The organism is Mycobacterium sp. (assembly GCF_035697385.1).
GTDB lineage: Bacteria > Actinomycetota > Actinomycetes > Mycobacteriales > Mycobacteriaceae > Mycobacterium.
The window spans coordinates 1-25,369 of sequence record NZ_DASSCY010000059.1 but is presented as its reverse complement, the minus strand read 5'-3'; the positions used below and the strand labels follow the sequence as shown (position 1 = coordinate 25,369).

The 25,369-nt window shown below is 64.3% G+C and carries 21 protein-coding genes, 2 pseudogenes and 1 riboswitch; of the genes and pseudogenes, 9 read left to right on the top strand and 14 right to left on the bottom strand.

The features are described from left to right. The first annotated feature begins 108 nt into the window (after positions 1–108). On the top strand, positions 109–1,314 hold the full coding sequence (locus VFH65_RS05465; RefSeq protein WP_353320133.1) for a CdaR family transcriptional regulator: 1,206 nt from the start codon (positions 109–111) through the stop codon (positions 1,312–1,314). On the opposite strand, the gene VFH65_RS05460 is transcribed toward VFH65_RS05465, so the two are convergent. After that, positions 1,232–1,705 (bottom strand): hypothetical protein, encoded by a 474-nt coding sequence (locus tag VFH65_RS05460; protein ID WP_353320132.1) that lies wholly within the window; start codon positions 1,703–1,705, stop codon positions 1,232–1,234. The genes VFH65_RS05465 and VFH65_RS05460 overlap by 83 nt on opposite strands. 39 nt (positions 1,706–1,744) lie before the next feature. Continuing rightward, positions 1,745–2,218: a GbsR/MarR family transcriptional regulator gene (locus tag VFH65_RS05455; RefSeq protein WP_353320131.1), complete on the bottom strand. Its 474-nt coding sequence runs from the start codon at positions 2,216–2,218 to the stop codon at positions 1,745–1,747. Between the two features lie 115 nt (positions 2,219–2,333). On the opposite strand from VFH65_RS05455, the gene VFH65_RS05450 reads away from it, so the two are divergent. Genes VFH65_RS05450 through VFH65_RS05440 form a run of 3 tightly spaced genes read left to right on the top strand, consistent with a single transcriptional unit; the run spans position 2,334 to position 4,692 of the window. Further along, the gene (locus tag VFH65_RS05450; protein WP_353320130.1) at positions 2,334–3,236 is read left to right on the top strand and encodes an ABC transporter ATP-binding protein; all 903 of its coding nucleotides are present in this window, start codon (positions 2,334–2,336) and stop codon (positions 3,234–3,236) included. Continuing rightward, entirely contained in the window at positions 3,233–3,946 is a 714-nt protein-coding gene (locus VFH65_RS05445) for a fluoroquinolone transporter permease (protein ID WP_353320129.1), read from the top strand. The genes VFH65_RS05450 and VFH65_RS05445 overlap by 4 nt, the downstream gene beginning before the upstream one ends. After that, on the top strand, positions 3,946–4,692 hold the full coding sequence (locus VFH65_RS05440) for an ABC transporter permease (RefSeq protein WP_353320128.1): 747 nt from the start codon (positions 3,946–3,948) through the stop codon (positions 4,690–4,692). The genes VFH65_RS05445 and VFH65_RS05440 overlap by 1 nt, the downstream gene beginning before the upstream one ends. Before the next feature lie 81 nt (positions 4,693–4,773). On the opposite strand, the gene VFH65_RS05435 is transcribed toward VFH65_RS05440, so the two are convergent. Then, positions 4,774–7,683 (bottom strand): UPF0182 family protein, encoded by a 2,910-nt coding sequence (locus tag VFH65_RS05435; RefSeq protein WP_353320127.1) that lies wholly within the window; start codon positions 7,681–7,683, stop codon positions 4,774–4,776. A gap of 232 nt (positions 7,684–7,915) precedes the next feature. On the opposite strand from VFH65_RS05435, the pseudogene VFH65_RS05430 reads away from it, so the two are divergent. Then, positions 7,916–8,779 (top strand): annotated as a pseudogene (locus VFH65_RS05430) (SAM-dependent methyltransferase). Positions 8,780–9,240: 461 nt separating this feature from the next. On the opposite strand, the gene VFH65_RS05425 reads toward VFH65_RS05430, so the two are convergent. Both VFH65_RS05425 and VFH65_RS05420 read right to left on the bottom strand, forming a co-directional pair. After that, positions 9,241–10,530 carry an ArsB/NhaD family transporter gene (locus VFH65_RS05425; RefSeq protein ID WP_353320126.1) on the bottom strand — a complete coding sequence of 430 codons (1,290 nt, stop codon included), beginning with the start codon at positions 10,528–10,530 and terminating at the stop codon, positions 9,241–9,243. 5 nt (positions 10,531–10,535) lie between these two features. Further along, positions 10,536–10,979: a CBS domain-containing protein gene (locus VFH65_RS05420; RefSeq protein WP_353320125.1), complete on the bottom strand. Its 444-nt coding sequence runs from the start codon at positions 10,977–10,979 to the stop codon at positions 10,536–10,538. Between the two features lie 251 nt (positions 10,980–11,230). Between VFH65_RS05420 and nhaA the strand changes: the two genes are divergently transcribed. Continuing rightward, positions 11,231–12,514, top strand: coding sequence for a Na+/H+ antiporter NhaA (gene nhaA, locus VFH65_RS05415; RefSeq protein WP_353320124.1), 1,284 nt, complete (start codon positions 11,231–11,233; stop codon positions 12,512–12,514). Between the two features lie 28 nt (positions 12,515–12,542). Then, positions 12,543–14,456, top strand: coding sequence for a 1-deoxy-D-xylulose-5-phosphate synthase (dxs, locus tag VFH65_RS05410; RefSeq protein WP_353320123.1), 1,914 nt, complete (start codon positions 12,543–12,545; stop codon positions 14,454–14,456). 176 nt (positions 14,457–14,632) lie between these two features. Here dxs and VFH65_RS05405 read toward each other — a convergent pair whose 3' ends face one another. From VFH65_RS05405 to VFH65_RS05395, 3 genes are all read right to left on the bottom strand, one after another. Further along, positions 14,633–15,307 carry a maleylpyruvate isomerase family mycothiol-dependent enzyme gene (locus tag VFH65_RS05405; RefSeq protein ID WP_353320122.1) on the bottom strand — a complete coding sequence of 225 codons (675 nt, stop codon included), beginning with the start codon at positions 15,305–15,307 and terminating at the stop codon, positions 14,633–14,635. 49 nt (positions 15,308–15,356) lie between these two features. Continuing rightward, positions 15,357–16,811, bottom strand: coding sequence for an FAD-dependent oxidoreductase (locus VFH65_RS05400; RefSeq protein ID WP_353320121.1), 1,455 nt, complete (start codon positions 16,809–16,811; stop codon positions 15,357–15,359). A 284-nt stretch (positions 16,812–17,095) separates the two neighbouring features. Beyond that, positions 17,096–17,701 carry a TetR/AcrR family transcriptional regulator gene (locus tag VFH65_RS05395; RefSeq protein WP_353320120.1) on the bottom strand — a complete coding sequence of 202 codons (606 nt, stop codon included), beginning with the start codon at positions 17,699–17,701 and terminating at the stop codon, positions 17,096–17,098. A gap of 72 nt (positions 17,702–17,773) precedes the next feature. On the opposite strand from VFH65_RS05395, the gene VFH65_RS05390 reads away from it, so the two are divergent. After that, the gene (locus tag VFH65_RS05390) at positions 17,774–18,949 is read left to right on the top strand and encodes a cytochrome P450 (protein ID WP_353320119.1); all 1,176 of its coding nucleotides are present in this window, start codon (positions 17,774–17,776) and stop codon (positions 18,947–18,949) included. Between the two features lie 22 nt (positions 18,950–18,971). Here VFH65_RS05390 and VFH65_RS05385 read toward each other — a convergent pair whose 3' ends face one another. The 6 genes from VFH65_RS05385 to VFH65_RS05360 form a co-directional block, all read right to left on the bottom strand. Further along, positions 18,972–19,631 (bottom strand): (2Fe-2S)-binding protein, encoded by a 660-nt coding sequence (locus VFH65_RS05385; RefSeq protein ID WP_353320118.1) that lies wholly within the window; start codon positions 19,629–19,631, stop codon positions 18,972–18,974. Then, positions 19,628–20,413 (bottom strand): ABC transporter ATP-binding protein, encoded by a 786-nt coding sequence (locus VFH65_RS05380; RefSeq protein ID WP_353320117.1) that lies wholly within the window; start codon positions 20,411–20,413, stop codon positions 19,628–19,630. The genes VFH65_RS05385 and VFH65_RS05380 overlap by 4 nt, the downstream gene beginning before the upstream one ends. Beyond that, the gene (locus VFH65_RS05375) at positions 20,410–21,486 is read right to left on the bottom strand and encodes a FecCD family ABC transporter permease (RefSeq protein ID WP_353320116.1); all 1,077 of its coding nucleotides are present in this window, start codon (positions 21,484–21,486) and stop codon (positions 20,410–20,412) included. The genes VFH65_RS05380 and VFH65_RS05375 overlap by 4 nt, the downstream gene beginning before the upstream one ends. Then, positions 21,483–22,340: an ABC transporter substrate-binding protein gene (locus VFH65_RS05370; RefSeq protein ID WP_353320115.1), complete on the bottom strand. Its 858-nt coding sequence runs from the start codon at positions 22,338–22,340 to the stop codon at positions 21,483–21,485. Before VFH65_RS05370 ends, VFH65_RS05375 begins: the two co-directional genes overlap by 4 nt. A gap of 168 nt (positions 22,341–22,508) precedes the next feature. Continuing rightward, positions 22,509–22,650, bottom strand: a riboswitch (cobalamin riboswitch). Between the two features lie 6 nt (positions 22,651–22,656). Continuing rightward, entirely contained in the window at positions 22,657–23,913 is a 1,257-nt protein-coding gene (locus VFH65_RS05365) for a ribonuclease D (RefSeq protein WP_353320114.1), read from the bottom strand. A 1-nt stretch (position 23,914) separates the two neighbouring features. Beyond that, entirely contained in the window at positions 23,915–24,451 is a 537-nt protein-coding gene (locus tag VFH65_RS05360; protein WP_414688364.1) for a DUF3000 domain-containing protein, read from the bottom strand. A gap of 186 nt (positions 24,452–24,637) precedes the next feature. Between VFH65_RS05360 and VFH65_RS05355 the strand changes: the two are divergent. After that, positions 24,638–25,369 (top strand): annotated as a pseudogene (locus VFH65_RS05355) (hypothetical protein); the annotation flags it as partial.

Below are 25,369 nucleotides of genomic sequence, written 5' to 3'. Positions count from 1 at the left end.
GAGAGAACTCCTTGTCGAGGATCGCTCAAGCGTAGGGACGGCACGTGATCGACGTCACTAGGCAAACCACATAGACTTTGGTTTCGGACACGTAAGAAATTGGGCGAAATGCCCAACAGGGCGCAGGGGGTTTACATGCTGGGACAGGCGCTGGCTCAGCAGATCGCCAACGAGATCACCGACGTCATCGGGCACAACGTGCTGATCACCGACGAGTCGGGAATCGTCCTCGGCAGCGGCGACGATTCCCGTGTCGGACAGTTCCACGAAGCGTCCGTCGAGGTCGTCCGCAGCCGGCGAACAATGGCGCACTCCAGCGAGGACGTTCGCGACCTCATCGGCACGCTTCCGGGCGTGACCATCCCTCTGGTCATCGACGACACAGTGGTCGGCACGATTGGGCTCTCCGGTTCGCCGGACGACGTCGTTCAGTTCGGGCTCGTCGTCAAACGGCAGACCGAGATCCTCATGCAGGAGGCCGCCCGCATCGGGACGCGGATGACGCACGAACGGGCCACGGCTGAACTGCTGCGGGAGATCTGCGAATGGCACCACTCCGGGGTGCCGAAATCGCGATTGCTCCGTAGGGGCCGCACGCTGGGACACGATCTGACTCTGCCGCGCCGGATGGTGTTGATCCAATGGGAGGACACAGGTCCGGAGGCGGACTCAGACCACATCGCACGTCGGGTCGAGCAGGTCTTCAGCTCGGCGGACGACCTCATTGCGCCCTTGGCGCGCATGGTGATCGCGGTCGCGACGCCCGAGGGCGCCGCCGAGGATCGCTGCCGCGAACTGGTTGCGTCGGCCGAGGGCAGCGGCGTTAGCGTTCGCGTAGGCGTGGGGTCGACCGCGTCAGAAATCGGCGAGCTGAACATCTCCGCGCGCGACGCTTTCGATGCGCTCCAGGTAGGGCCGATCGCTCATCCGGAGTTGACGATCCATGAGATCGAACATGTTCGTCTGCTACAGGCCTTGTCCGTTGTGCCGATCGACTCCCGGATCCGCTTGGTCGAAGGATTGCTCGCGCCGCTGTTGGGCGACCGTGAATGGTCGACGTTGCGCGCCACGCTGATCGCTTGGGGCGACTGCGCGTTCAACATCACCCGGGCGGCGGAGCGCCTTCACGTCCACCGCAATACGCTGATCTACCGCCTCGACAAGATCGCCCGCTTACTGCGGCGGTCGCTCGATGAGCCCGGCCTGGCTGTCGCGCTGTACGTCACGTGCGTCATCGATGAACTCGGTCGGCGAAATGCCGCTGAAGTCGACGGTGCCGGTGTCCGAACAGCGCGCGTATCCCAGCAGCGATGAGTGGCGTCGCCAGGCGCAGCGGTACGCGCAACTCGAAGGTAATGCGGTCCCGGACAACGGTTTTCCCGTCACCCTCGGGAGCCAGGCTGCGCTCGTGACGCCACGTCCGCATGCTCAGCATCGTCGACTGCTCGTCGAAGCCGCGCCCCGGTTGCAGGTCGGCGATCGTCAAATAGTCGTAGTCGAACGGGACGACGCCGAACAATCGCATCCAGCACCGACCGACCGGCTCACCGACGGGCACGTTGTCGACCGTCAGGGCTTCGGCGCCACGCGGCATCGACATCGTCATCCATGGCCGGAGTTCGTCGTTGATCCCCTCCGGTGTGACCACGCGTGCCCACACCTGCTCTGCGGGGGCCTCGACGACGCTCTGCCGTTCGATGATCATTGCGTTCCACGGTATTCGATGGAAACGGGTGGTGGGGGACTACGTCTTAGTGGAGCCGGACCGTTGATACCAGCGGTCAAGCAGCGCCGGGATCTCGTCGAGCAAGAAGGTGTAGAAGTCCCGCATCTGAATGAGGCGCTGGCGGGCCAGGCCATCCCCCTCGGTGGTGGCGATCCCGGCGTCCGCGGCCTTGATCACGGCGGCGGTCACTTCGTTTTGGTTGGTGTACTGGATGGCCCAAGCGTTGTCACGCAGCCGGTAGTGGTCTCGCCGGCTGCCGGGCGCGGGCACTCGCTCGACTATGCCCACTGAGGTGAGCATTTTGAGCGCGCCGGAGATCGCGCCCGAGCTGGCACGCAGCTGATCAGCCAGCTCACCCATGGTCATCGTCGGTTGTTCGGTGAACAGCAGGGCGGCCAGCACGCGGGCGGTCATGCGTTGCAGACCGTGACTACTGAGGACAAGAGCAAGTTCCTCGGCGGCCGCTGCCTGCTTATCAGAAGCCTCGGCCAATTGCCCTCCTTCAGAGACTTCAATAATTTCTGAAAGTTCAGTATAGTGACCCACGGCGCTCCGGGAAGTCTGGTCGGAACTAATATCCGCATACCCAGAGGAGGCCGGGCGCGCCATGCGATCCGCCAACATCGTCACACCGTCGAGTGTCACAACAGACGTGATCGAAGTCCGCGGACTCACTTTCACGTATCCGAAGTCAACCGAACCCGCGGTGCGGGGCATGGACTTCAGCGTCGCGCCGGGCGAGATCTTTGGATTCCTCGGCCCCAGCGGCGCCGGGAAATCCACAACGCAGAAGCTGTTGATCGGCTTGCTGCGCGGCCACGGTGGCGATGCCGCGGTGTGGGGGAAGGATCCGCTGGCCTGGGGCCCCGACTACTACCAGCGGATCGGAGTCTCCTTCGAGCTGCCGAACCACTACCAGAAGCTCACCGGTCTGGAGAACCTTCGGTTCTTTGCGTCGCTGTACGACGTCGACACCCTGGATCCGATGGAGCTGCTTGACGCCGTCGGCCTCGCTGACGACGCCAACACCCGAGTTGGCAAGTACTCCAAGGGAATGCAGATGCGCTTGACGTTCGCGCGGTCGCTGATCAACGACCCGGAGCTGCTGTTCCTCGATGAGCCCACGTCAGGTCTCGACCCCGTCAACGCGCGCAAGGTCAAGAACATCATTCTCGACCTGAAGGATCGCGGACGCACGATTTTCCTCACCACTCATGACATGTCGACCGCCGATGAACTCTGCGACCGGGTCGCTTTCGTCGTCGACGGTGGGATCGTCGCGCTGGACACTCCGACCGAGCTGAAAATTGCCCGCAGCCAACGACGTGTGCGGGTGGAGTATCGGGGCGACAGCGGCCGGCTCGATACGGCCGAGTTCGGAATGGACGACCTGGCCGACGATCCGGCGTTCCATGCGATGCTGCGAAACCATCACGTCGAGACGATCCACAGCCGCGAAGCCAGCCTCGATGACGTTTTCGTCGAGGTCACTGGAAGGCACCTGAAATGACCCGGCTGGCAAGTGCGTTGCGGCTTGAGGTAACCATTCAGAACCGGCAGAAGTTCCTTTACGCGGCGATATTTTCCGGACTCATCTGGTTGGCCGTGCTGCTGCCCATGTCGCATGGGCTGCGCCTGGCCGCTGAGCCCTACATCCTGTTGGGCGATACCGCGATAATCGGGTTCTTTTTCATAGGCGGGTCGGTGTTTTTCGAGAAGCAGGAACGTACCCTCAGCGCCGTCATCTCCACACCTCTGCGGTTCTGGGAATATCTGACAGCGAAACTGACTGTGCTCGTGCTTCTTTCACTGTTCGTGGCGCTTGTCGTCCCCACCATCGCGCACGGGTTCGTGTACCGGCTGGTGCCGCTGGTCGTCGGAATCGTGCTGGCCACGTTGCTCATGCTGCTGGTCGCTTTCATCACATCGCTGCCGTTCGACTCGATCAGTGACTGGTTTCTGTCAGCAACCATTCCGCTCGCGGTGATGTCGGCCCTGCCGGTCCTGCATTACTCGGGGGTGTGGCCGATACCGCTGATTTATGCGATCCCCACGCAGGGGCCTCTGCTGTTTCTCGGGGCGGCGTTCGATCAGGTCACGTTGGAGCCGTGGCAGGTCGTGTACGCGGTGGTGTACCCGGTGGTCTGTGTGGCCGGGTTGTGTTGGGCGGCAAAGGCGGCGTTCGGTCGCTATGTCATCGCGAAATCCGGAGGCATGTGATGGCAACCATTAATGCAGGTGCGCTGTTGGCGTTCGGGCGCAACGACATTCGCGGCACCTACCGTGACCCGCTGCTTGTCATGCTTGTCCTGGCTCCGGTCCTCTGGACCACCGGGGTCGTCCTTCTCACCCCAATGGTCACCGAGATGCTGGCCGACCGGTACCAGTTCGACCTGGTTCCGTATTACCCGCTGGTGCTGACCGGGTTCCTGCTCTTGACGAGCATCATCATCGCCGGTGGGCTTGGTGCGTTCCTAGTGCTGGAGGAAGTGGATGCCGGCACTCTTGCCGCGCTGCGGGTGACCCCAGTCCCGATGTCGATGTTCTTCGGCTACCGTGCCGCGACGGTGGTGCTCGTGACAACGGTCTATGTCGTTGCGACGCTGTCGTTCAGTGGGATCCTGGAGCCCGGCTTGGTGCCGACGCTCATTCCGATCGGACTGTTGTCGGGCCTGTCGGCGGTTGTCTGCCTACTGCTGATAGTCGTGTTGGCGAACAACAAGATCCAGGGCCTGGCCATGGTGCGTGCCCTTGGCATGCTCATCGCAGGATTGCCCGCCCTGCCGTGGTTCATCGGCTCGGCATGGAACCTGGCTTTCGGTGTGCTGCCGCCGTATTGGGCCGCCAAGGCGTTCTGGATTGCCAGTGCACACGGCACCTGGTGGCCATACCTGGTCGTCGGGGTGCTCTACAACGTGGCGATCGCGTGGCTGCTGTTTCGCCGCTTCCGTACCAAGCACGCCTGATGCCTAGAGATCGGGTTTGCGCTCGGCGCAACAATGTTCAGGCTGGCACGAATTACCAGTGCGCGTCACTGCAGGGCCGCGCTAACCCCCGCCGGGTTCGATCGAGTCAACCGCGCGCTGTACGCGGTCGAGCGCTTCGCGCAGTTCCGCCAGCGCTTCTCGTAGTTCCTCCACTGACGGGGTAGGACTTCCCGGCGCCGGAGGCGCAATGACAGGCGGCGGTTGCGCAGTCGCGGGCGGTCCGGTCCGTGGTGGTGTGCCGGCATCACCACCCGGAGCGGTGGCAGCGCGGCCGGCGCCGGGGCCAAACACCTGATCGAGCGCCTCGGCAAGGGTCGGGGCGTAGCCGACCCGGACCCCGCCGCCTGCGCGGGGTTCGCGCACGCTGACCAGTACTCGTGAGAGTTGAGGGAACGTTGAGCTGTTCGGGGCGGTCGAGATCCGCTCGGTGTAGAGCGGTTCCACGTAGAGCACGCCCCCATCGGCGATCGGAAGCATCAGTAGATTGCCGTAATGAATCCGGTTGGACCGCTCGAGCAGTGTCCGTTCGGACGCCACGCGGGTATCGGAGATCATCGAGTTCTGGATCTGTTGCGGGCCCTGGGTCAGCGTGTCGGTCGGCAAGCGCAGCACAATGAGCTTGCCGTAATCCTCCGGATCTGACTGAGCAGAGATGTAGGCGGACAGGAATTCCCGGTTGTAGCCGACCATCGCGGTGGCCAGTCGGAAGGACGGCTGAGCTGTCTGCTGGTCACCGACCAGGACATAGAAAGGCGGCTGCGTCGGGTTGGTTTCATCGGTGGGATCGCTGGGCACCGACCAGAAGGCGTTTGTGGTGAAGAACTCGCGCGGCTCGTCTACGTGATACTTCGCGAGCAGCTCTCGCTGAACCTTGAATATGTCCTCGGGATAGCGGAAATGCGCGCGCAGTTCGTCCGTGATGTCGTCATCGGGTTTCACCGTGCCAGGGAAGGCTCGCATCCACGCTTGCAGGACCGGATCGTCGCGATCAACCTGATACAGGGTCACCGTGCCGTCGTAGGCGTCGACGGTGGCCTTGACGGAGTTTCGCACGTATGACACCTCTTTGCCCGTTCTCAAGGTGCCGGCGGCATTGGCCACCTGTCCCTCCAGCGAGCTGCGCTGTGCGTAGGGATAGGTGTCGAGGGTGGTGTAGGCGTCGACGATCCAGACGATCCGTCCCCCCACCGCCGCTGGATAGGAGTTGGCGTCGGTTGTCAGCCACGGCGCCACCCGCTGCACACGGTCGATCGGGTCGCGGTGGAATATCACTTTGGAGTCCGAGCCGATGTCGCGGGAGAACAGGATCCTGTGCTCGGCGAACTTGGTGGCAAATACCGTGCGGTAGAACCAGTTTCCGATAGGAACACCGCCAGCGCCGGTGTAGGTGTACGTCGAGGTGTCGGTGTCGTATTCGCGTGGTGCGGATCCTGGGGCACCGCCGACGATCGCATAGTCGGGGTTGGCCTGGGCGATCACCTCGCCGAAGTAGATACGTGGCTGGTCGACCGGTATGATCTGGCGGCCGGAAGCCTGCGACGCGATGTCGCTCACCGTGTAGATGGGGTAACCGCTGTTGCTTTCGGAGGCTTCCGCAGCATCGCGGACCGCCGCGTTCACCCGGTTCGCGGGCGCGGCAACGAAACCGTTGCCATGTGTGTAGACCGTATGGCGATTGATCCAGTCTCGCTGATTGCCGGTGAGGCTGTTGGGCGACAGTTCGCGAGCGCTGACTACGTAGTCACGCAGTTCGCCGTCGATGCGATACCGGTCGAGGTCCAACTTGTCGTGGAAGTTGTAGAAATTCTTGAGCTGCTGCTGCTGGGTGAAGGTTCGGGACAGCACATTTGGGTCGAGCAGTCGCACGTTGGCGATGGTGGTCAAGTCCGCCGGAAAATCGCCGGGCGCCTTGGTTCCGACGCCTGGATAGTCGCGGTATTCGACCCAGTCGCCGCCGAGCCGAAACGCCTGACGTGTCGCGTCGATATTGCGCTGGATGTACGGGCGCTCGACATCGGCGGCGTTAGGGCGCACGGAGAACTGCTCCATTAGCAGCGGCCATACCCCACCGACAAGGACCGCGGACAGCACAAGCAGTGCGGCGGCCATCGCGGGAATCCGCATGTCGTGCAGGAAGATTGCGACAAAAAATGCCACCGCACACAGCACCGCTATCGCGAGGAGGACGAGCTTGGCGGGCAATGCAGCGTGGATGTCTGTGTAACCAGCGCCGGTGAAAGTCGGTTCCTTACGATTACCCGAAAGGAGCTCGTAGCGGTCGAGCCAGTATGCAACCGCCTTCAACAGGATCAGCGTGCCGGCAATCGCGGCAAGCTGAACCCGCGCGGCCTGGGTCAGCATGCCCTTGCCCTTCGTCAGTCGTACACCGCCGAACAGATAGTGCGTCCCAAGACTGACCACGAATGCCAGGCACACGGCCACGAATAGCCAGTTCAGCACCATCCGGTAAAAGGGCAGGTTGAAGACGAAGAACCCGATGTCGTGGCCGAATTCAGGGTCGACGATTCCGAAGGATCCGCCGTGTAGGAAGAGTTGCACCGTCACCCAGTTCGTCTTGGCGACCAGACCGCACAACACGCCAACAGCGACGGCGCTACCCAACCCGAACATCTTTGGCCGGCGCATCACCTGGGTCCGGTAGGGCTCTATCGGATCTTTCGACCGCGTATCGGGGATGAAGGCAGGCCGCGAGCGATAGGCCACGAGCATGGCCAGAAACACGGCGCCGCCCACTACCACCGCCACCGCGAAGAACGTCGCGATCCTGGTCAGCAACACGGTGATCCACACTCTGCGAAAACCGACTTCACCAAACCACAACCAATCGACGTAAGTGTCCACCAGCTGCGGGCCAATGACGAGCAATACGAGGAGGCCGAGGCCCACGATGATGAGCCGGCGGGCGCGCCTAGACAAGGTTGGGAGTTTCTCGGGCGAACGTGTGCCCATGTGGACGCTCCGAAGTTCGGGTAGCACGTGTGGCGTGCAACTCTCCGGCGATCAGCGCCTCGCCGCCGCGTGACCGATGTGCTGAATTCTACGCTCGAGTCGACCGATTAAATGGAAACTGACGGCACCGCATGGAGCGGCCTCGCAGTTCAGCCGGATGCGCTACTACGTTGTTTGTTGGTGTGCCGAGAAGCCTGGTCGGCGTTTTGTCTCAGCGACCCAGGAGCACACCGTGAAAAAACCTGCTGCCCAGACCGCGCTCGGCCCGATGGTCATCGTCGCCGCCGACCAATACGAATCCGCCCCTCTCGTGCACGACCCGTGGGCGCAGAGGCTGCTTCCGGCCGCCGGGCGTATGGTCACAACGCTCGCGCGGTGGGCACCTGTACGGAGGGCGCTGATCGGCGCGACCGAGAAGAAAATGCACGGCGGCTGGGCCAGCTTCTTGTGCCGCAAACGCTACATCGACGATCAACTGCTATACGCCATCACGAAAGGCATTGATGCCGTTGTCATTCTGGGCGCAGGCTACGACACGCGCGCGTACCGACTACCCGAGCTCGCTGGGATTCCGGTTTGCGAAGTCGATCTGCCCGCCGACATCGACCGTAAGGCCGCAGCGGTCCGGCGGTGCTTCGGCCGGGTGCCACCCGATGTGAGGCTGCTGCCGGTCGACTTCGAAACCGATGATCTCGCAGACTGTCTGGCCCGGAACGGTTTCGACCCGGGGATGCGCACGTTCTACGTCTGGGAGGCGGTGACGCAATACCTGACTGAGTCCGCCGTTCGCAAGACGATGGAGCATCTGGCTGGCGCCGCGCCCGGCAGCGGCCTGGCGTTAACGTTGGTTCGCTAGGACTTTCTGGAGGGGCAGGCCATGTACGGGGCGCAGTCGGCCTACCAGGACTTCGTCGTGGAAAAGGGACTCTGGCAGTTTGGGCTCCACCCAGAACAGGCTGCAGGCTTCTTAGCCGAATATGGCTGGCGTGAGATCGAGCAAGTTGGCCCTGATGAATACGCGGTTCGCTACCTCCAGCCGGTAGGCAGGAGTGAACCGGTATCGGAGATCGAGCGAGCCGTCTACGCCGAGCGCTGAACGTCTATGCGAGCAGATGCGCAATGAGTGCATACAGCGCCCAGACGAAGAGCGCAGCCATCACGATAATCTCCCGCCACGCGAGGCCCGGCCGAAGCTTGGATTGCGTACGACATGATTTTCCTTGGGGGAGCACCCGATTCGGGTGCCTTCTCTGGGTCAAGCGGTTGGTCGAAGCGGTGGAAGAAGATCTGAATGATGAGCATTCCGACGACTAGACCCGTGATGAAGCTGAGTTCCTGCATGTCGACCAAGAACAGAAGAATGACGAGCGCCACGATGATGACGAGGGTGACGCCTGTCGTAGATGCTGATGATGCGGCCGTCGTGCACGTAATAGGACGAGATCCGCTTGATCCTGGTGTCGTACGGCACGAGGAATCCAACTCCGAATCTCACCAATCCCTGTACGCAGAAGGCGATCAGCACGATCGTTAGCGCGACCGACATCCGTTTCCCTTCTACCCGAAGACGAAGTAGCGCAGCCAGAGGTAAAGGGCAGAGAGCACGATCGACACCACCGTGATCAGCGCACCTTTGCGGGTGAACTCCCAGAACGAGATGGGATTGTCTGCGCGGCGGGCGATTCCGAGCATGACGACATTGGCGCTCGCGCCCACCGCCGTAAGGTTCCCACCGAAGTCGGCGCCCAGCGCAAGCGCCCACCAAAGCACATCCGGGTGTGCCAGATCAGAAATGCTCGCTGACAACTCGCTGACGATCGGCGTCATCGTTGCGGTGAACGGAATGTTGTCGATGACGCCGGACACCGGTGCGGAAATGCCGAGGATCAGCATCGTCGTGAGTAACCCGTTGCCGTCGGTGAATTCGGTTGCCGACCGGGCCAACTGTTCGACAACGCCGGTCTTTACCAGCGCGCCAACCATGACGAAAAGCCCAACGAAGAACAGCAGCGTCTCCCACTCAACACTGGCCAGATAGTCGCGCTGTTCGAGCCGGGAGATCAGGATCAAGATGCCGGCGCCCAGCAGCGCGACCACGGAGGGTTCGATGTGCAGCACCGAGTGCCCGATGAATGCGGCGAATACCGCGATCAGAACAAGTCCGCACTTGACGAGCAGGCGCGGATTCTGAATGGCCTCGCGCTCGTTCAGTGTCATCACGTCGGCCACGCGCGCAGGATCGACATCGAAGGATCCGCGGAAGATGAGCGGCACCAAGGCGATGAAAGCGACCATGACGATCAACACGATCGGTGTCATGTGAATGAGAAAGTCGTTGAACGTCAAGCCTGCCCGGCTGGCGATGATGATGTTCGGGGGGTCGCCGACGAGGGTCGATGCGCCGCCGATATTCGAGGCGAGAACCTCTGCGATCAGGAACGGCACCGCGTTGATCGCGAGCCGCTCACATACCAACAGCGTGACCGGTGCGATCAGCAGCACCGTGGTGACATTGTCCAGAAGGGCCGATGCGAAGGCGGTCACCAGCACCAGCAAGATCATGATCCGCAGCGGAGAGCCGTTGGCGCGCTTGGCGGCCCATATCGCGATGTATTCGAAAACGCCGGTCTGCCGCAGCACGCCGACGATGATCATCATCCCGAAAAGCAGGAAGATGACGTTCCAGTCGATACCCGTCTCGTGTGAGAAGAAGGCATCGTCTGCGCCTACGATCCCAAGAGCGAGCACGATCGCCCCACCGCAAAGGGCCACCAGCGTCTTGTTGATGCGGTCGCTGGCAATCAGGATGTAGGCGATCACAAATGTGGTGATCGCAATGGCTGCCATAGGGATTAAGTCCTCAGCGCGGCGTCCAGCAGCCGCGACGCAGTGATCACACCGTGCAACTTGCCGTCCTTCATGACGGCGATCAACGGGCTCCTGAATCTCGCCATGAGTGCGGCCACTTCGATGATCGTGTCATCCGCATTGGCTGCCGGCACGTTGGTGAGGTGTTCCGGCAACACGTCGTGGACCTTTTTGTTGCCCAGCTTCTCCGCCGCACGATCGGCCCACGACTCGTTGATCACACCTGCCAGCGACGGGTCGTCCTGGACGTACGTCGGCACAATGAACCGCACCACCTGGGACGCGGGCAAGACGGCGTACGGCGACCCCGACGAGTCGGTGACGACGATCCCGGGCAACCGGTGCTCGGCCAACGTGCGGGCCGCGTCCAGCGCGTTGGAGTCGATGCTTATCACCGGAAATTCCTCGGCCATGTCCTCGGCGTGCATATCAGCTCCCTACGGCCGTGTTAAGGGAAGCATGCACCGGCGAAACTCGCGCTGCGTCAAGGGGAAAGCGAAGTTGAGAGCCCGGGATCGGCGGCGCCGGATGAGAGTGCACAAGGAGCCTTTCACGAGTCGGTCAACTGACTGCCGACCAGACTTCCCGGCGCACCAAGCGTGAATCTACTCGCGCCGGGCCTTACCCACCAGCGTTTAACGAGCTGATCCGCGGCGGCATAGTCACTAAGATCGGGCCGATGCCAACCAATTTGCGATTGCTGACGCGCGGCTCGTGGCCGGAATCGCAACGGTTGTCCCAGATTCTGCGCCAGGAGACCGTCGGCGGCCTGCTGTTACTGGCGGCCGCAGGCGCAGCGCTGGTATGGGCCAATTCGCCGTGGTCGGCCGCCTACCGCGCCATATCGGAGTTCACGATCGGGCCCGAATCGCTGCACCTGCGCCTGAGCAACTCGGAGTGGGCCGCCGACGGGTTGCTTGCGATCTTCTTCTTTATCGTCGGACTCGAACTCAAGCGCGAGTTCGTCGCCGGCGATCTGCGTGATCCGCGCAAGGCTGCGCTGCCGATCGCCGCGGCTATTGGCGGGATGGTCGTGCCGGCCGCGGTGTTCATTGCGATCAATCTGGCGGCTGATCGACCCGAGAATCTTGGTGGCTGGGCGGTACCGATCGCGACCGACATCGCATTCGCGCTCGCGGTTCTTGCTGTCCTGTCGACGCACCTGCCGACCGCGCTTCGCACGTTCCTGCTGACGCTTGCGGTCGTGGACGACCTGCTCGCGATCACCGTCATCGCCGTCTTCTACACCGACCATCTGTCGCTCGGACCACTGGCGCTCGCGTTGATCCCGATCGGATTGTTCGGGTTGGCCGTACAGCGTGGTGTGCACCACTGGTGGCTATTGGCACCGCTGGCGATCGCCGCATGGGCGCTGGTGCACGCCAGCGGTGTGCATGCCACCGTCGCAGGCGTGGTGCTCGGCTTCACCGTCCCGGTGCTGGGCCGGTTCGGTCACCCGACGGCGGAACTGTTCGAACACGCTATGCGGCCCGCGTCGGCGGGTTTCGCGGTGCCGGTCTTCGCGTTCTTCGCCGCCGGTGTGACGGTTGGGGGGTGGTCCGGTCTCGGCGCGTCGCTGCTCGATCCGCTAACCGACGGCGTGATCCTCGGGCTGGTCATCGGCAAACCCCTCGGCGTGTTCGCCACCGCCTTCTTACTGGCCAAATTCACGCACGCCAGCCTCGATGACGAGCTGGCGTGGCGCGACGTTCTCGGCGTGTCGCTACTGGCCGGCATCGGCTTTACCGTGTCGTTATTGATCGGTGAGCTGGCGTTTGGCCACGGCACCGCGGCGGGCGCTGACGTCAAGGTCGGTGTGCTCGTCGGGTCCGTTATCGCAGGTGTACTGGCGTCTTTGGTATTGGTGAGCCGCAACGCGGCCTATCGTCGCATCGAGGCAATCGAGACCGCCGACGCCGATCACGATGGTGTGCCCGACATCTACGACGCTCGACAGGACTGAGCCAGGAGCGCGTGCGTACACTGACCTAATGCTCGAACAGATCCGCGGGCCCGCCGATCTGCAGCACCTGTCACAGTCGCAAATGAGCGATTTGGCGCAGGAAATCCGCGAATTCCTGATTCACAAGGTCGCTGCAACCGGCGGACATCTGGGCCCCAACCTTGGTGTCGTCGAGCTCACGCTTGCGCTGCACCGCGTGTTCGATTCGCCGCACGACCCGATCATCTTCGACACCGGCCACCAGGCTTATGTGCACAAGATGCTGACGGGACGCAGCCACGACTTCGACACGCTGCGCAAGAAGGGCGGCCTGTCGGGCTATCCGTCACGCAGCGAGAGTGAGCACGACTGGGTGGAGTCCAGCCACGCCAGCTCCTCTTTGTCCTACGCCGATGGGCTTGCCAAGGCGTTCGAGCTGTCCGGGCACCGCAACCGGCATGTGGTGGCGGTGGTCGGCGACGGCGCGCTGACGGGCGGCATGTGCTGGGAAGCACTGAACAACATCGCCGCGTCACAGCGGCCCGTGGTGATCGTCGTGAACGACAACGGCCGCAGCTATGCACCGACGATCGGCGGTTTCGCCGAGCACTTGGCTGGGCTGCGGCTGCAGCCGGCCTACGAGAAGGTGCTCGAGGAAGGTCGCAAGGCGGTGCGCGGCGTGCCGCTCATCGGCGAGATCTGCTATCAGTGCATGCACAGCATCAAGGCGGGCATCAAGGATGCGTTGTCGCCGCAGGTGATGTTCACCGACCTCGGCATCAAATACGTGGGGCCGATCGACGGCCACGACGAACACGCCGTGGAGAGCGCGCTGCGCAACGCGCGGGGCTTCAACGCGCCGGTGATCGTGCACGTCGTCACCCGCAAGGGCATGGGCTACCCGCCGGCCGAGAACGACGAGGCCGACCAGATGCACTCCTGCGGGGTCATCGACCCCGAGACCGGACTGGCCACGTCGATTCCCGGGCCGGGCTGGACCTCTGCATTCTCCGAGGCCTTGATCGCCTACGGTGCCAAGCGGCGCGACATCGTCGCGATCACCGCTGCCATGCCAGGCCCCACCGGGTTGTCCAAGTTCCGGCAGCGGTTCCCCGATCGGTTCTTCGATGTGGGGATCGCCGAGCAGCATGCGATGACGTCGGCGGCCGGGCTGGCGATGGGCGGCATGCATCCCGTCGTCGCGATCTATTCGACGTTCCTCAACCGCGCGTTCGATCAGGTCATGATGGACGTGGCGCTGCACAAGCTGCCGGTGACCATGGTGCTCGACCGCTCGGGCGTTACCGGACCCGACGGCGCCAGCCACAACGGCATGTGGGACCTGTCGATGCTGGGCATCGTTCCCGGCATGCGGGTCGCCGCGCCGCGCGACGGTGCCCGGCTGCGTGAAGAACTCGGCGAAGCGCTCGACATCAATGACGGGCCTACCGCCATCCGCTTCCCGAGAGGCGATGTCGGCGAGGACATTCCGGCGGTAGAACGTCGCCGCGGTGTCGACGTGCTCGCGGTTCCAACCGAGGGACTTTCCGAGGATGTGCTGCTGGTGGCGGTCGGGCCGTTCGCGAAGATGGCGCTGGCCGTCGCCGAGCGGCTGCGCAATCAGGGCATCGGTGTGACGGTGGTCGACCCGCGGTGGGTGCTGCCGGTGCCGGAAGCGATCGCAGAGCTGGCGACCGCGCACAAGCTAGTCGTGACCCTCGAGGACAACGGTGTGACCGGCGGCGTCGGTTCGGCCGTGTCGGCGGCGCTGCGCCGCTCCGAAATCGACGTGCCATGCCGCGATGTCGGGCTGCCGCAGGAGTTTTTCGCACAGGCGTCGCGTGGCGAGGTGTTCGCCGACGTTGGCCTGACCGATCGCAACGTCGCCCGCCAGATCACCGGATGGGTGGCAGCGCAGGGCGCCGCCGTCACTGAGCGCGAAGTCAGCGAGCGCCTCGACTAACTCTGGCGCTGCAACTCCGGGGAGATCAGCGCATGCCGACAGCGTGCGCCTGGCCGCAGCCTCGGCAGGAACGTTCGTGCTTTATAAGGGCTTGTAGCTACCAGTTTCAGCTCGCCGTTGCGGACAGGACCCGTGGTCCGCCCGCCATGACGTGGCCGCGCATCAGTCAGAACGAGTCAATCGCGAGGGACGGGTTGATCGTCGTAGCGTGGGCCGAATAATCCGAAGCGCTTGATCATTTGCTCGGCCGGTGCGGGTGTCCAATTCCACGCGGCGATCTGTCGTTGCGAACGGCGACTGTGTGTCGCGCGCAGCAATTCGTAGCCGTCCGCCCGTAGCAGCGTCGCGGGCTCTCCCGAACCGCAACTCCATTGCTGCCCTTGCTCATCGCGGATGATCAGCGTCCTGTTGTGTCGGAGCTGTTTTCCGAGGAACAGCATCATCACTTCGAGGAAGGGTTGCCAGTGCTCGCGGTCTACGCGAGGAAGTCCCAGTGCCTCGTGAAGGTCTGCTTCATGGCAGATCGCATCTGCGGCCATATTGGGTCCGAAGATCTGTTCGTCCGTCAGGGTGGACTCGGCTGCCGGGCCGATGCGGCCCCACTCGTCGAGGAGCTCACCAATCGAATAATGCCGGCGTTCCTCGACATGGCGTGCCGTCCATTGTTCGCCCGGTGCTCCGTCCACCCGTCCGCTGGCCGCATCGGCGGCGCATCCGACCAAATGTGCCAATAGCTCGTGCATCGTCCATCTCGGTGTCGCAGGTACCGGTGTGTGTAACTGTTCATCGCTGAGCGTGGCAGCGAGGTCGGCGACGCGAGTACGGGCCTTGCGATAAATCACGTCAAGCACGCGGGTTGTCCTGTCTCATGGGTGGGACTGTCGGGAATCAGCGTCCCCATTAGCTTTTCGGCGATTCGGCGATGCTTCGTGTTCTGCGAGGCGGCCGGGGCAGACCTGAGGCCGAAAGGGACGTGCGGTGCCGCCGCAAGTTCGTCACGACCACGCGCGCATGAAACCTTGGGTCTTGCAGCCGATTCGGAGAGTCAGTGAAATTGCGTACCCGGAAAACTGTTTCGGCGATCGCGATGTCGTTCTCGACGGCGGTCATGATCTTCTCCATCCACCAGTTCATCAGCCGTCGCTGCAACTGCCTTGACAGCGAGCGCGCACGGCGGCGTTGACGCTGGCCTGAAGCGGGGGCGAATTCGCCGGTGAGCCGGTTTGCCTGCCAAATCATGTCGAGTTGCTTGGCGGCGGCGGTGAAGAACCGCCGACTCAGGTCGGCATCCCCACGGGCTAGACAGCCCTTGAGCGCTAGGGCCTGCAACGCCGCCATTGTCATGCCCTGGCCATAACTGGGATTGAAGCTTGCGATCGCGTCGCCGAATACCAGTAGCCCGGCCGGGAATCGGTGCATCTTGTCATAGCGTCGCCACATGCTGCCGGGGTAGCGATAGATGGACACCTCGCCAAGGGGCGTGCCCGCGTGCAGCGCTGCCAGCACCGAGGGTGGCGCGAATTGTGCGGCAGTGTGGAGCATTCCGGCCAGGTCGGTGGGTGGTTGGTGCTCGTGAATACCACTCACGGTGACGACCATGGTGTCGTTTTCGCAGAGCAAGATCCCGCCACCGGCCGGCTGGTCCTCGCCGGGCACCGCAAGTGTCAGCTTCTCGGTGACCATATCTGGGGTGATGCGCATCAGCTGACTGGCGTAGACCACGCGGGTCCCGGACCGCTGCTCTGCGGGCCTGCCGTAGCCCAGACTGTCGAGAAAGGCTGGCGTGGACGCGCCACGGCCCATTGCGTCAATCACCAGCTGGGCGTTGAGCACGGTCGCATCACCAGTTTCACGGTTGACCGCTCGAACGCCGGTGACGCGGGCCGGCGTATCTGCGACTGGCTCCACGACATCATGGCCGTCGAGTATCAGCACGTTGTCGATCGCCCGAACTCGCCGCCGTACATGGGCTTCAAGAAAAGGGCGGCTTGCCAGATACGTCGTAGACGCAACCGGGTCTGCGAATCTGCCAGAGTTCTTGAACTCATAGCCGCCGAAGCGGAAGCAGATGCGAGATAGGTCCCCGTCATCCCATACGTTCGCTCCCGCATCGACGAGTTCGTCGAGCAGCCCCGGAAACAGCCGACCCAACACTTGCGAACCGCCACTCGTGAACGCGTGGACGTGCCGCCCTTGCGGGATCCCCTTGCGCTGCACGGGATCACTCGGCAAAGTATCGCGCTCGACGATCGTGACCGTCTCGTAGAAGTCCGATACCACGCGGGCGGCTAACAGACCGGCCATGCCGGCACCGAGGACAACCGAGTGCTTGCGCGAACGATTAGGTGGCGTCATCGTCGAGCACGTTACACCGATAAATAAGAAAGTTAAGGTAAAACTAAGAATTTCTTAAGGAAATTGTGACCTAGCAGTTGGGTCCCGGTTCGAGGAACCGCCACGAAGATGGGCGAGAAACGCTCCGGCCATTTCGATGAGAATCCCGCATACGACCAGGTAGACGCTTCGCTTTTCCGCCCGCCGCAACGAATGAAGTCAGTTCAGCGCGCACGTCTACCTGGACGGAGGTTCCAATGAGAACTTAAATCCTCGGAACTGCCCGACGGCGCTGGCTCGCCCGGTCAGCCGGGATTCGCCGAGTCGATCACCGATTCGATTGCGCGCCAAATATGTTCGGCGGCGCGGTCGGGTTCCGGTTGGCCAATGTCCAGCCAGGCGATGACGGCCTCGAGGGTGACGGTGGGGACCAGACGCGCCGCCCAGTCTCGCCAGGGTCCGGCCGGAATCCGCTCGGTCAGGTGGTGGTGAGCGACCTCAATCGAGGTGGACCGGATGCTGTCGACCACGTCGCGAAAAGCCGGTTCCCTGGCGGCATGGCGGAACAGCAGCCGGAATCCATCTGGATTGGCCGCGGCGGCGCTCAACAGGCCGGGGATGGTCTCCTCGTCGTAGTGGTCGGCCCCGACCGCGTCGGCCAGCCGAGCGCGGGCGCGATCCAGCACCGCGCGGTAGAGGTCGGTCTTCGAGGCGAAGTGTCGATAGAGGATCACATGCGTGACGCCGGCTTCGGCGGCGACGTCGTCAAGGCCGGTCGCGGTGAACCCGGTGCGGGCGAACGCGCGGGTGGCCGCGTCGAGGATCTGCTCGCGACGCTCGGCGCGGGCCAACCGCCGGACCGGCTGCTCGCGAGTTGACACCGCGCGAGCCGGTTGGCGAGCCACTGTCATCGCACGAATCTCCTCTTGTTTAGGTCAGACTATACAAGTAGCTTTATACAAGCCGTCGAACTGGAGGCTCCCATGGTCGCCCAGACGCAGCTGCCCTTCGAGCAGACGCATCCGCTGCAGGTCGCGCCGCAGCTTCGCGAGCTGCAGGAGCAGGGCGCGGTACACCGGGTTCGCACCGATGTGGGCGATTCGGCGTGGCTCATCACCCGTCACCCTGAAGTGCGGCGGCTGCTGGATGACCATCGGCTCGGCCGCGCCCACCCAGAGCCGGAAACCGCGGCCCGGACTGGCGAATCGGCCGTATTCGGCGGGCCGATGGGCAATTTCGCCACCGAGCACGCCGATCACGTGCGGTTGCGCACGCTGTTGCAGCCGCACTTCACGCCTAAACACATGCGGGCGCTGCGCCCGAGGATCGAAGCCATGGCAGAGCAGTTGCTCGACGAGCTGGCCGAGCACGGGTCACCGGCCGATCTCCATGCGGCGCTGGCAGTACCGCTGCCGATCCTGGTGATCTGCGAGCTGCTCGGGGTGCCCTACGAGGACCGCGACCAATTCCGTCGCTGGACCGACGATGCGGCCAACACCCGCGACCACGATCGGTCCGAACGCGGGCTGCAACAACTGTTCGCCTATGGCCAGCGGCTCGTCGCCGCCAAGCGACACAATCCCGGCGACGACGTGATCTCCCGGTTGTCCGGAACCGACGGCGTGACCGACGACGAGGTAGCCGAGCACTCGATGTTTCTGCTTTTCGCCGGCCACGAAACCACAGTGGTCCAAATCGGATTGACCGCTTTCATGCTCTTGGCCAACCCCGACCAATGGCAGGCACTTGTCGACGACCCCGGTCTGGTTCCGAACGCCGTCGAGGAGACCCTGCGGGCCGCGCGAGCAGGTGGCGGCGCGATGGTCCGGTACGCGCGCACCGACCTGGACGTCGACGGGGTCACCATCAAGGCGGGGGAGTTAGTCCTTCTGGATATTGGTGCGGGCAACCATGATCCGGCGGTATTCGGCGAACCGGATCGGGTGGATATCACCCGGTCGGCTGCCGGCCATGTCGCCTTCGGCTACGGCGCGCGGTACTGCATCGGTGCGCCACTGGCCCGTATCGAACTGCAAGCTGTGTTCTCGCAACTGGTTTCTCGGTATCCCTCGATGCGTCTCGCGGTCGACCCCGAGACGTTGAGGGTGCGGACTGACACGTTGGCAGGCGGGCTGACCGAACTGCCCGTGCGGTGGTGAGGGGCCCGGTCGTTCGCCCGACTCACCTCAATGCGCAGTCGCTGCATTTCGAACCGGTCGGCGTGCGGTAGTACAGGCAGCAGCTGCGGCGACGAAACGCCAGATTCGGACCAGTGATCACTCCGGCGTTGCCGAGTTTGCCTGTCGCCAGCAGTGATTCGGTGAGCCGTGTGGCCGGCTCGCGCAGATCGGGCCGCGCATTCTGCAACGCCCGAGACGCCCCGACCAGTGCGGAGGCGGCATTGCCGAACAGTAATCCGGACGCCATCTTGACGCGCAGCCCTGCGGCAAGTGGTTCCAGGTGCCGCTGCACCACGATGCGGTACAGCAGGTCCGGTGGCGGATCGTCGCGGTCGACGGGTTCACCAATCGGATCCGGCAGGCGCAACCGCGCTGCGTCGTCGGCGCGTTCGAGCTGCGTCAGGTCAGGGACGACACCGTGGACGAGCGCGCACGCCAGGACCGGTGACCAGAGCCTGCTCGCGTGACTGAACTGGACCATGGAGGCACCGATCCGCACGTCGGCGGTGTCGTAACGCGCGGTGGTGGCGTCGATCAGTTCGGAGCAGCCGTTGTCGTAGAACCGGCGAACGGGCTGCCAGCCCGCGTCGGCACCGCCGACGGTGATGGTGAAAAACTCGCCGTACGAAGAGATCTCAGACAGAGCGGTGGAGATGTTCATATGCACTCCGCTACTCTCGGGATCACCGTGATCTGCGGCACGGCCATCCGCGGATGATGCGCGATGTCCACGTCGACACCGTAGACATCCGCGATCAGGTCGGCGGTGAGCACCTCGGCGGGGACGCCAAGGGCAACGATTTCACCAGCGTCGAGTACGCAGATGCGATCGCAGTAGGCGATGGCCAGATTGAGGTCATGCAACGCGGCGACCACAGTGGTGCCGGTCCGGCGCAACAGGTGCAGCGCGTCGTGTTGATGTCGCAGATCGAGATGATTCGTCGGCTCGTCAAGCACGATCGTGACTGCCCGTTGCGTCAAGGCCCGCGCGATCAGCGTGCGCTGCTTCTGTCCGCCGGACAATCTGCTGAACGGTGCATTCGTCAGATCGGCGATGTCCAGCGCCGACAATGCTTCTCCGATGATGGCGCGGTCGACGTCGGTATCGCCCTCAAAGGCCCGCTTGTGGGGCGTCCGGCCCATCGCGACGACGTCGAACACCGTGAGCTCGAAATCGCCTGTAGTGTCCTGCAATACCGCCGCGAGCCGTTGGGCGACCTTCTTGGCGGGCGTGCGCCACACGTCATCGCCGTCGAGCAGCACCCGGCCCGCTGTGGGTCGCTGGGCGCGATACAGCGTGCGCAGCAGCGTGGTCTTGCCCGCGCCGTTCGGACCCACCAACGCCACCACCTCACCGGGCGCGACCCGCAGTGAGACGTTGCGCACCAACGTTTTTGCACCGACGGACACGGACACGTTCTCGATCGTCAGCTCGCCGCTCATGCCGAGGTCCTACGGCGCATGAGCCACAAAAAGAACGGCCCGCCAATCAGCGCCGTGAGCACACCGACCGGCAGTTCTTCGGGAGCGGTGATGGTGCGTGCAGCGATGTCACACGCCACCAGGAATGACGCACCGAGCAATGCGGCGGCGACAAGCGCGCGACGATGATCAGCACCGACAAGCAACCGCACCACGTGCGGCATGATCAGGCCGACGAATCCGATCGCGCCGCTGACCGCCACCATCGCACCAACCATCAGCGCGACGACCACGAAAACCCCGGCGCGGAATCGATGTACGTCGAGGCCGAGCGCCGTGGCGGCTTCTTCGCCCGTGTAGAGCAGGTTCAGCGGCCGGGTCACGGCGAGCAGAATCACCGCCCCGAACAGCACGGCGGCAGCGGGAATCCACACCATCGGCCAGGTTGTCCCGCCAAGGCCGCCGAGCATCCACCGCACCGCGGACTGCGTCTTGTGCGGATCGTCGGAGGAGATGATCAGGTAGCTGGCGAGGGCGGACAGCACCTCCGCAACGGCCACCCCGGCCAAGATGAGGCGCACCGTGGTCATCCGACCGCCGGTCCTCGCGAGAAAGTACACCGCAACCAGGGCAGCCAGGGCTCCTCCGAAGGCGGCCAGCGGAAGCGTGAAGAACGGGAACACCCCAACGCCGAAGACCAGGACGCCGACCGCGCCGACTGAGGCGCCGGACGAGACGCCCAGCAGCATCGGATCCGCGAGCGGATTGCGAACCACGGCCTGCAGCGCCATTCCGCACATGGCCAGGCCTGCGCCGATCGCCGCAGCCAGAACCACCCGGGGCAGCCGGGCCTCCAGCACGATCGATTCGCGCACCGCGGGCCAGGTCGGTTCGATCAGCGTCGGATGGATGTGGTGCAACACGATGGCCCACACCTGGTCGAACGCGATGGGCACTGATCCGGCCGCGATCCCCGTCGTCATCGTCGCCACCAAGAGTGCCGCGAGCATCACGAGCACCGCGCGAAATGGCAGCCGCCGGGCAGCCGGTGCGCGGGTCGGCGTCGTCGGTGCGCTGACTTCTGTGACGGTCACTGGAAGCGGCCCGGATGCAACTGTTCTGCAAGGGACTTCACGGCGCCCGGCACTCGTACGCCGAGGACGACCGACGAGAGCGGCAACACGGCGAACTGCTTGTTCCGGATGGCTGGAACCTGCTGCAGCACAGGGTGTTCGAGCAGAAACTTCTTCTTGTGCTCCACCGGCTGGTCGCCATAGTCGTAGATGACGATGACGTCTGGTGCGCGCTCGGCGAACTGCTCGAACGACACGTCGGCCCATAGCTTGGGCAGGTCGGCGAACAGGTTTACCGCTCCTGCGGCCTTGATCACCTCGTTGCTGATCCCATGCCCGCCTGCGGTGTACACCGTTGTTTCGCCACTGTCGTAGACCGCGACGCGTACGGGTTGCGCGCCGTCGACCTTGGCGTCGACCTCTTTGAGCGTGCGACGGAGCCGCTCAATCTCCTGCTCAGCCCGGTCCTGCACGCCGAAAATCGTTCCGATGCTGCGGATCTCGTCATAAAGCTGCGCCATGGCCACCGGCCCGCTGGTGCATTCCTCGACGTTGAGGTGTGTGTCGATGCCCGCATCGACAAACCGCTGACGGCCGCGACCTTCCTTCTCGTCGAAAGCGCTGGCGAAGCCGCCGTAGACGAAATCCGGTTCGGCGGCCAGCAGCGCCTCGTATGAGGGGTACTCGTCGGCCAACACTGGAATCGCCTCGTATGCGGGCTGGTACTGCGGCAGGATCCGGTCGTCCAGATAGGCGGTGCCGCGGATCGATTTCTCCAGGCCGAGCGCTAGCAGGTTTTCGATCGCGTGCTGGTTCAGCGCGACGGCACCGATCGGTGGTCGGTCAAACGTTGTGGTGACACCGCAATTGATCACCGTGACCGGAAAGCCTTGAGGAGAACTGTGGTCTGCAGCAGCGGGATCTCGGGCGTCAGAACCGCATCCGGTTATCAGCAGCGCGGCGGTCGACAGGACAACAGCCCAGGCACGAAATAGACAAAACACACGCATAGTCGTCCTCCCTGGAGAAATCCGCCCCAGTCAGTTGAGGTGGCGACCACGGTGAGTATCTGGCTCTCGGGCATGGCTACCCGATCACAGTGGCGGGACCGCGCCGGTTTTACACCGGCTTCCTCGGTCCGCAGTCGCCTTTGGCGAGGCTCATACTGCCACAGCTAAATCGTGAGCGGCGCTAGCCGTCATCCTCCGGTGGTGTGAGCGCCTCCGTGAGCACCGGGACGACGAGCTCACGCTGCCACGGCCGCACCAGCGCCTCACGCAGGAAGTCGTCAACCGCTGCCGCGGTGTTCTCGACCGGCTGCCAATCCCAACACAACCGGCGCACCACGTCGGGGGAGACGAGGTTCTCCGTCGGCACCGAAACCCGTTGCGACACTTCGGTAAGGCCGGCGCGAGCAGCCTCCAGCCGCGCCGCCGCCTCTGGTTTGCGACGAGCCCACCGGGATGCGGGCGGCGGCCCGTTCGACGGCTCCTGAGCCTGCGGCGGATCCTCGGTGCTGCGCGCACGGGCCAGCGCATCCAGCCACACTTGCGCGCTTCGGCGTTGCCGTGACCCGCCAAACACCGGCAGTTCGGTCAGCTTCTCGACGGTCTCGGGGTTGGCGCTGGCGGCGTTGATGATCGCCGCATCGGGCAGGATTCGTCCCGGCGCGATGTCCCGGCGGCGGGCGATGTGGTCGCGGGTGGTCCACAACTCGCGCACCGCTGCCAGCGCACGCGGGTCACGAATCTTGTGGATGCCCGAGGTGCGACGCCACCGGTCGCGCCGCGTCGGAGCCGCCTCGAAGATGCGCAGGTGCTCGAATTCCTGTGCGGCCCAGTCACGCTTGCCCTGCTCCTCGAGCACCGCGGCGATGGCGTGGCGCAGGTCCAGCAGTACCTCGACGTCCAACGCCGCGTAGTTCAGCCATTCGTGGGGGAGCGGACGTTTCGACCAGTCGGCCGCGCCGTGGCCCTTCATCAACTGCACGCCGAGCAGCCGCTGCACCATGGTGGCCAGATTCACCCGGTCGAAGCCCGCAAGCCGGCCCGCCAACTCGGTGTCATACAGCTTCACCGGCGTCATGCCGATCTCGGCCAGGCATGGCAGATCCTGGTCTGCCGCGTGCAGCACCCACTCGTCGGTCGCCAGCACCTTGGCGATCGGGGCCAGCGTCGTCACCGGATCACCGCCGTGGTTGACCGGGTCGATCAGCACGGTGCCCGCCCCTGCCCGGCGGATCTGCAACAGGTACGCGCGATTCGAATACCGAAAGCCCGACGCCCGTTCGGCGTCGACCGCGAACGGTCCGTTGCCCGAGCCCAAAAGATCTGCAGCCCTTTTGATTTCGCTGGCGCTGACCGACAGCTCGGGCACACCGTCGCGCGGCGCAAGCAGCGGCGTGGCTTCCGGCTCGGTATCGGTCTCGTTGACTACTTCGTCGGTCATCTCAAGCGCGCGTGCGAGAGCCCAGATCGGTGACCCCGGTCGGGGGCAGGCCGGCGGCATGCTCGAGCACCTCGCAGAATGCCTGCACGTGCGGGCCCAGTTCCAGTGACGTCGCCGTCCACGAGGCCCGCAGCTCCAGCTGGTGCGCGCGCGGTGGGCCGGAGATGTCCCCGTAGCGCACCGACGTAGTGGCGGTGACGGTACCGCCGAGCGCGGTGACATGCTCGGCCCGCGCTTCCAGCGCGTCGACCAACCAGCTCCAGGCCACCTCGGGAAGCAGGGGGTCGACGGCCTCGCTGGAATCCAGGTCGGCCTGAATGTAGGCAACCAGCCGCATCGTGCCGTCCCAGGCCTCGGCGCCTTCGGGGTCGTGGAGCAGGATCAGCCGGCCGAACGCGTCGCCTTCTGAGCGCTCGGGCACGATCGCCGTTTCGGGGTGCCGGACCTCAGCGCCCAGCGCGTAGCTGAACGGCGCCAGCCGCTGCGGCGGGCGGATCGGGCCGAGCTCGATTTCCGGTCGCACGGTGGTGGCATTCATCGCCGCCACCGCTTCGCGGAATTGAGCCGGTTCGGCGGTGGTCACGGCGTTTGACGCTAGCCGATCTGGGCAGGTGTGTGCGCAGGCGCGCCGATTTGTACCCGATGTGAAACTACAGGGACGGCTGTGGCGTTCCGGCGCAGAAAGGCGCAGGAAGCACCCGGTTCGGAATGAGACGATGGCAGCATGCCTGAGCGGCTCGCAGATGCCATTGACGAACTCGCACAGCCCAACCGACCTGAGCGCCCTGAACCGCAGATCCAGGCCGATCCGGCGCTGCGCCGACCTCGGTTATTGCGTAACGCCCCGCCCCTGTTGGTCGCGGTCCTGGTCGTTGCTGCGGCTGGCGCCGCAGGCTGGGCGACGTTCTGGGCCCTCGGCATACCCGCCGTGGCGGACCTATTAGGCCCGCTGTCGGATCGTCTGGCCATCCGCGTCGCTGCCGCGGTACTTGTAGGCGTCATCGCCTGCGGCCTGGTCGCGTGGGCGTTCAGACCGGCCCAGACCCTTCGTGGCGCGACCCGCAGCTGGTTCATCACGTGGCGTCGGCGCACCGCGCGCGTTCCGTTGTTCGCGTCGGTGGCGGCGGCTGTGCTCATCGGGCTCATCCTGAGCGCGCTGGCGACGCGGGCGATCAGCGGTGCCTTCGTGATGGACGCCGGGGCCGCGACGGCCGTCGACGTCGTCAAGGCAGCCCTTCCCGCGATCGCGGGGATCGCGGTTGCGGTCGCCCTCGTCGTAGTGTACCGGCGCCAAAAGGGCTCGGAGCGAAGAGAATTCGAACAGCGCTTCGGCGCGGCCACCAATCAGCTCGGCGGATCGGATGTGGCAGTGCGCGTGGCAGGCGTCTACGCGCTGGCCGCCGTCGCCGACGAAAGTCCCGCCTTCGCGCGCCGCCAGCAGTGCATCGACATGCTG